The sequence below is a fragment of the Lysinibacillus sphaericus genome (genome assembly GCF_015844675.1).
Classification (GTDB): Bacteria; Bacillota; Bacilli; order Bacillales_A; family Planococcaceae; genus Lysinibacillus; species Lysinibacillus sphaericus_E.
On the sequence record NZ_LDGC01000024.1, the window covers coordinates 20,213 to 27,190 of the forward strand.

Genomic DNA, 6,978 nt, shown 5'->3' on the forward strand with positions numbered 1-6,978 from the left:
TTAATGGATGCTATGTCATTAAATTACTGGAGGTATGACTATGTTAGATATTAAACGTGTACGCGATAATTTCGCGGAAATTAAAGAAATGCTATTAACACGTAATGAAGATTTAGGCAACTTAGATGACTTTGAGGATTTAGATGCAAAGCGTCGTGAATTAATTGTTAAAACAGAAGAATTAAAAGCAGAACGAAATAAAGTATCTGAACAAATTTCAATTATGAAACGCAACAAGGAAAATGCTGATGAAGTTATTGCTCGTATGCGTCAAGTAGGCGATGAAATTAAAGAGCTAGATGTTCAACTAAATGATGTTGAAGAGCGCCTTAAAGATATGATGATGCGCTTGCCAAACATTCCACACGAATCTGTACCAGTAGGGACAACAGAAGACGACAATGTAGAAGAATATACTTGGGGGAAAACCCCAACATTTGATTTTGACATTAAAGCACACTGGGATCTTGCTACAGATTTGAAGATTGTGGACTTTGAACGAGGTACAAAAGTAACAGGTAGCCGTTTCTTATTCTACCGCGGGCTTGGAGCTCGTTTAGAACGTGCATTAATGACATTTATGATGGATTTACATGCAGAGGAGCATGGTTATGAGGAAATGTTACCACCTGTCATTGTTAATCGTGATAGCTTGACGGGTACTGGAAATCTTCCTAAATTTGAAGAAGATGTATTTAAATTAGAGGAAACAGATTATTTCATGATTCCAACGGCAGAGGTACCTGTAACAAACTTCTATCGTGATGAAATTTTATTGGCTGAGGCTTTACCACAAGGCTTTGCTTCCTATAGTGCGTGCTTCCGTTCAGAAGCAGGCTCTGCGGGGCGTGATACACGTGGTTTAATCCGTCAACATCAGTTCAACAAAATAGAACTAGTTCGCTTTGTAAAACCAGAGGAATCATACGAACAATTAGAGCTATTAATAAATCATGCGGAAAAAGTATTGCAATTACTAGGCTTACCATATCGTAAGCTAAAAATGTGTACAGCTGATTTAGGTTTTACTGCAGCGAAGAAATATGATTTAGAAGTTTGGATTCCTGCACAAAACATGTACCGTGAAATTTCTTCTTGCTCTAACTTTGAGGATTTCCAAGCACGACGAGCGAATATCCGCTTCCGTCGCGAGCCAAATGCAAAACCAGAATATGTTCATACATTAAACGGTTCAGGTCTTGCCATTGGTCGTACAGTTGCCGCTATCCTAGAAAACTATCAACAAGCTGATGGAAGCGTAGTAATTCCTGAAGTTTTAAGATCATACATGGGTGGTAAAGAAATAATTGAACCAAAATAAATAACGGGTAAAAGCTATTTTAGATATCCTTTAACAGGTAATTGTATTGCCTTTTTATCGATTTACTGATGCTTTTAATAGTATCGGGTGGTGTAAACGCCGTGGAATTGAAAAAAATGCTTTATTTCTAAAGGAATTTTAGCGGGACTAAAAAAGATGTTAATTAAGGTGGGGTGCATTAGAAAAAATTCAGAAGTGACATTTTGCAGCTCTTTTGCTTTTTCCACTATTCCCCAATCGGGCGCAATTCTTGAAAAAGAATAGGCTCCAAAAATGTAAATCTTGAAGTCGTTCCGATAAATTGTTTTAGACCCTATCAAACGAATTAGCTTCGTTCGATAGGGTCTTCCAGCAATGATTCAATAACATGTTTTAATTGAAAAATAGCGGATTGTTGACTTTCGTTCTTCTTGTAAATAAAGACAGTTTCGATAATTTTGTTTAGCTGTGGCAAATTGTAATAGTGAATGTTGGAATAGTTATATAGGTCAATTAGTTTCGTATTTAGCACAGCAATCGTGTTGTCTATTTGTAGGAAATCAAGGATACTACTTACCGATTTTATTTCTTTCATTGTAAATGGCACTTGATTCTTATTTAGCCACTCCACCATTGCACGAGTATACATACAGCCTCTGCTCAACACAAGTAATGTAATAGGTGAACCTTCCTCAAAACTAATAATATGTGAGTCGTTCGAAATGACTTTGAATGTTTCTGATGCAATCCTGTCATAATTTAAATCAGGGTAGTGTTTAATAGGATTACTCGTTAGTGCGCAATCCGCTTCAGCATTATGTATTTTTTCATTTAAGGAAGTGCTTGATTCTACAGTGAAATCGACATCTAACGGAATATTATTGATCTGTAAGGCATTCATAATGGAAGCGCCATAAATTTTAATCGTTGTATGGGAAGTGCCGAAGTTAATTTTTGAATTTGTTTGTGCCGAACCGATTTCTTGTAAAAATTCGTCGTACTCCTGTGTCATTAACTTTAAAAATTTTAAATATTGTGTCCCTACATTCGTAATCTTCAAGCCTTGCGGTGTACGCTTAAACAATTCCTGACCAATTTCTGTCTCCATTTTCTTCACTTTTGAGGTTAGGGCAGATTGCGTATAATTCGTTATTTCAGCGGATTTACTAAGGTTTTGCCTCTCCAAAATCTCGATTTTTAATGTTATTTCTTCTATGTTCATGTTTATTTGTCACACACCTATTAAATTTTTTGATAGCCACTATCACTTTCCTCCATTTTACGCATTCATAGGGGAGGCGTAAACTCAAATATGTAATCAGTGTAAGAGCATTGGAGGAATTTTAATGAATACATATTTTAAATGGGTCATCGTATTAGTAGCTACGCTGTCTCAAACTGCTGCAACTTTTGTGACGTACGGCATGGGGCCAATCGCCACATTTTATCAAATTGAATGGAATTTATCTTCGCTACAAACAGGTTTTATTGTTTCTGCGGTTAATATTGGGCCAATCTTCTCGATGATTTTGTTTGGCTATTTTATGGATAAAAAAGGGGAAAAACAAATCATCGCTTGGGGTTCGATATTATTAGGACTCTCGGCTTTACTACTCATGTTGGTCAATAATTATGTGGTGTTGTTATTTATATTATTAATCGTAGGGGTATGGTACGGCAGTGCGCAAACCGGAGGGAGTACGGCCATCGTGAAATGGTTTCCAGACAAACACCGCGGGTTGGCGATTGGCATTCGGCAAACAGGCATTCCAATCGGTGGAGCGCTTGCATCAGTTATTCTCACATATATGTACCATCATTATAGCCTGTCATCGGTGCATCTTGTGCAAGGATTCGTAGCAATTGCTGGTGGCCTGCTCTTTTTACTAATTTATCAGGAGCCTAAAGAACGTGTAGCAGTAGCTGCAACGTCTGTCACTTTTAAAGAGAAGCTCATGGCCATTAAAAATAATAAAGGCTTATATCCAATCTATATTGTAGGAATCGTAATGATGACTTTACAAATGATCCTCATTGCTCATTTTATGAGTTATTTACATCAAGAAGGAGGTTATTCCTTAACAGAGGCGGGGCAATATTTAAGCTTTATATTAATCGGTGGGATGATTGGCAGGATAGCTATTGCTTGGATTAGTGATCAATTTTTTGCGCAGAAGCGGGAATATTTTTTAATGATCGTAATGGTTAGTGCAGTTATTCTTACAGTCATATTGCCATATATGATACATGCGAAATTGTTGATGCTATTATTTAGTTTTATTTTAGGATTCATAGCACTTGGCTGGTATTCATTATTTATCGCCTGTGTGACCGAGCAATCGAATCCACAATATGTGGCTCTAACAGTAAGTGCTGCTTTGACGCTAAATCAATTTTTTATTGTCATTGCGCCTACATTATTTGGATTTATGGTCACTTTTTTTTCGAGCTATCAATTGGCCTTGGATATTGTCGCAGCTTTTGTAGCGCTAGGTGCAGTTAATTTACATAGGTCAACTAAAACTACAAAGATCAGTTCAGAAATTCTGTAACAAATAAAATGAGTGACGTAGATTATTCGGTTCACATTCAGTTCACAAACTTGTTGTATTATCCGTTTATAGACAAATTTCTATAAAACTGACGGTAATGAATGAGGGAGGAATAGTATTGGGGAATGTGAATAGAATGAAAAGCCCGTTAGAGAATAGTGAGTGGGCTATTGAAGCACGTGGTCTAGTCAAACATTTTGGAGAAAATCGGGCAGTTGATGGTGTCGATTTAAACGTCCGTGCTGGCACTATCTATGGTGTACTAGGTCCTAATGGAGCGGGTAAAACAACGACTATTAGAATGCTAGCGACTCTTCTAAGAGCAGATGCTGGGTCGGCACAAATATTCGGTTATGACATAGTGAAAGAGCCACATATTGTACGTCAATTAATTGGCGTCACTGGTCAGTATGCTTCAGTTGACGAGTCACTTAGTGCAACGGAAAATTTAATTATATTCTCACGTTTGCTAGGATTGGGACGTACAGAGGCGCGAAATAAGGCTGCTGAATTACTGGAAGAGTTCGGATTATCAGAAGCTGCAAAACGTCCTTTGAAAAATTTCTCTGGAGGTATGCGTCGTCGTCTGGATTTGGCTGCCAGTCTGATCGCACAGCCACCATTGATTTTCTTAGATGAGCCGACGACGGGGCTAGATCCACGTACACGTAATCAAATGTGGGATACGATTCGTCGTTTAGTAGATACGGGGTCAACTGTTCTGTTAACGACACAGTATTTGCAAGAGGTAGATGAGCTGGCAGATCGGCTTGCGGTTATAGATCATGGGCGCGTTGTTGCAGAAGGGACAGTCGATGAGCTAAAAGCATCTGTTGGTACTTCATCCTTACATTTAAGCATTCAAAATACACAGGAAATGTTGGCTGCTCGTGAAACAGTAGAACACATACTTCAAGTGAAAACAACCATTTCACAGGATATCGGGAAAATCACTGCCCCAATGGCAGATGTTGATCTAGTTACGGATTTACTGATTGCCCTTCGTCAAAAAGGAATTCAGCTTGATGAGTTCAGTGTACAGAAACCGACCTTAGATGAAGTATTTTTAACAATCACAGGTAATAGTGTGGAAGAAAATGGTCCTCAACTAGAGGAGGAAAGAGTATGAAAAGTAATACGATAAAACCACTAGTTGAACGTGGATCGTTACGCAAGCCGAGTATCAATCAATCTATAAGAAATTCGCTCACGATGTCCTACCGCGGAGTCTTAAAAATTCGACGTACGCCTGAGCAGTTGTTTGATGTAACGCTTCAGCCGATCATTTTCACGCTCATGTTCACCTACATTTTTGGGGGAGCCATTTCGGGGAATGTACAAAACTATTTGCCAGTCATTATTCCAGGTATTCTCGTACAGACTGTCATCACGACCTCAATCGTTACAGGCGTTCAGTTACGGGAAGATATGGATAAAGGAGTGTTCGACCGTTTTAAATCATTACCGATCGCCCGCATTGCGCCATTGGCAGGCGCCTTATTGGCCGATACGATTCGTTATACAATTGCAACGGTACTTACTTTTACTATGGGATATATTATGGGGTATCGACCAGAAGGTGGATTGGAACATGTTGCACTTGCGGGGCTTTTAGTCATTGTTTGTGCCTGGGCCATAAGCTGGATCTTTGCCTTCTTTGGTGTCATTGCCCGAACAGCTTCGAGTGTACAGGGAATTTCGATGCTTGTATTGTTTCCACTAACATTTCTTTCGAATGCTTTTGTTCCAGCAGAAACTTTGCCAGATTTCCTACAATGGTTTGTGAAAATTAATCCTATTTCACATCTCGTGACGGCTGTCAGAGAACTGACGAATTCAGGAACAATAGGCTGGGATTTATCGGCCTCACTCATTGGTGCTGCTGTAGTTGTCGCCATCTTTGCACCACTAACAGTGAAAGCTTATATGCGTAGAACATAAGAAAAGTCCTTAATGAGTGTGTTTTGAGCAAGTAATTGAACTGAACCCCGAATAGTGGACACTTTAAAAAAAGTGGACCTATTCGGGGTTTTTCTATTTTCAACGTTTGAAAACCCCGTTATACTAACCATACCATTTATGAACGGGAGAACATCATGAGTAAAATAATTTTTAACGAGCACCAACGCAGACAAATTGAAGCGAATCCAAATGTCGCCTCAGTATCCGACCGCTCAATTCAATATACAGCCGACTTTAAATTGAAAGCTGTTCAGGCAAATTTACAAGGAAAAGGTCCAGTCCAAATCTTCAGAGAAGCAGGATTTGACTTAGAGCTGATAGGAATTAAGAAAGCTCAAAGTGCAATTAGCCGTTGGAAGAAAACATATCAAACACATGGTAAGGAAGGCTTTTACGAGGAACGTCGTGGAAAAGAGAGTACTGGTCGTCCACGCCTTGAAAACTTATCCGCAGAAAAAAAACTTGAGAAAGCGGAAGCGCGTATTCAACTATTAGAGGCAGAACTTAATCTGTTAAAAAAGCTCGACGAAATGGAAAGGCAGGCGAAGAAGAATCGTTTTTAACACCAAAAGAGAAATACCAAGCCATCAATGAAACGATTCGTTTATATCAATTAAAAAATATGACTCGTCATCTTTGTCAGGTAGCGAATGTCAGTCCAAGCGGCTATTATAAGTGGCTTCAAAATAGGGAGAAACACGCTTTACGTGAAGAAGCTGATTATCAAGATTACATCTTATTAAAATCAATTTATGATCAAGCGAAAGGGAAAATTGGTTATCGTGGATTTTATATGGCACTGGTAGATGTGCTGGACACACCGATGAACCATAAAAAGATTCTTCGTCTGATGCGTAAGTTCAATTTATATGCAAAAGTACGTCGTGCGAATCCATATCGTCTGTTAGAAAAAGCAACAGAGGCGCATCGCCGTATACCGAACCATTTAAACCGTGCATTTAAGCAAGAGGAGCCAGGAAAAGTATTCTTAACAGATATTACGTATCTGCAATATAGAGGTGGTCAAAGGGCGTATTTATCATGCGTGAAAGATGTCGCAACACGAGAAATTGTAGCATATGAATTATCTACTACGTTAAAGATGTCCCTTGTCTATAAGACGCTTGAAAAGTTAAAAACACATCTAGACGGCAATCTCCATCC

The 6,978-nt window shown here is 38.8% G+C and carries 5 protein-coding genes and 2 pseudogenes; 6 read left to right on the forward strand and 1 reads right to left on the reverse strand.

Translation table 11 applies throughout. The features are described 5' to 3' along the window. Window positions 1–40: 40 nt before the first annotated feature. Together serS and ABE34_RS25630 are read left to right on the forward strand one after the other, a co-directional pair. Window positions 41–1,321 carry a serine--tRNA ligase gene (serS, locus tag ABE34_RS08130; RefSeq protein WP_197141628.1) on the forward strand — a complete coding sequence of 427 codons (1,281 nt, stop codon included), beginning with the start codon at window positions 41–43 and terminating at the stop codon, window positions 1,319–1,321. A 43-nt stretch (window positions 1,322–1,364) separates the two neighbouring features. Next, window positions 1,365–1,463: pseudogene (locus ABE34_RS25630) on the forward strand (aminoglycoside phosphotransferase family protein); the annotation flags it as partial. A gap of 183 nt (window positions 1,464–1,646) precedes the next feature. On the opposite strand, the gene ABE34_RS08135 reads toward ABE34_RS25630, so the two are convergent. Further along, window positions 1,647–2,522: a LysR family transcriptional regulator gene (locus ABE34_RS08135; protein ID WP_197141630.1), complete on the reverse strand. Its 876-nt coding sequence runs from the start codon at window positions 2,520–2,522 to the stop codon at window positions 1,647–1,649. Between the two features lie 109 nt (window positions 2,523–2,631). Between ABE34_RS08135 and ABE34_RS08140 the strand changes: the two genes are divergently transcribed. From ABE34_RS08140 to ABE34_RS08155, 4 genes and pseudogenes are all read left to right on the forward strand, one after another. Then, window positions 2,632–3,852, forward strand: a complete 1,221-nt coding sequence (locus ABE34_RS08140; protein WP_346655542.1) for an MFS transporter — start codon at window positions 2,632–2,634, stop codon at window positions 3,850–3,852. A gap of 136 nt (window positions 3,853–3,988) precedes the next feature. Beyond that, window positions 3,989–4,981 carry an ATP-binding cassette domain-containing protein gene (locus ABE34_RS08145; RefSeq protein WP_197141643.1) on the forward strand — a complete coding sequence of 331 codons (993 nt, stop codon included), beginning with the start codon at window positions 3,989–3,991 and terminating at the stop codon, window positions 4,979–4,981. After that, window positions 4,978–5,793, forward strand: a complete 816-nt coding sequence (locus ABE34_RS08150) for an ABC transporter permease (RefSeq protein WP_206700624.1) — start codon at window positions 4,978–4,980, stop codon at window positions 5,791–5,793. The genes ABE34_RS08145 and ABE34_RS08150 overlap by 4 nt, the downstream gene beginning before the upstream one ends. 155 nt (window positions 5,794–5,948) lie before the next feature. Beyond that, window positions 5,949–6,978: pseudogene (locus ABE34_RS08155) on the forward strand (IS3 family transposase); the annotation flags it as partial.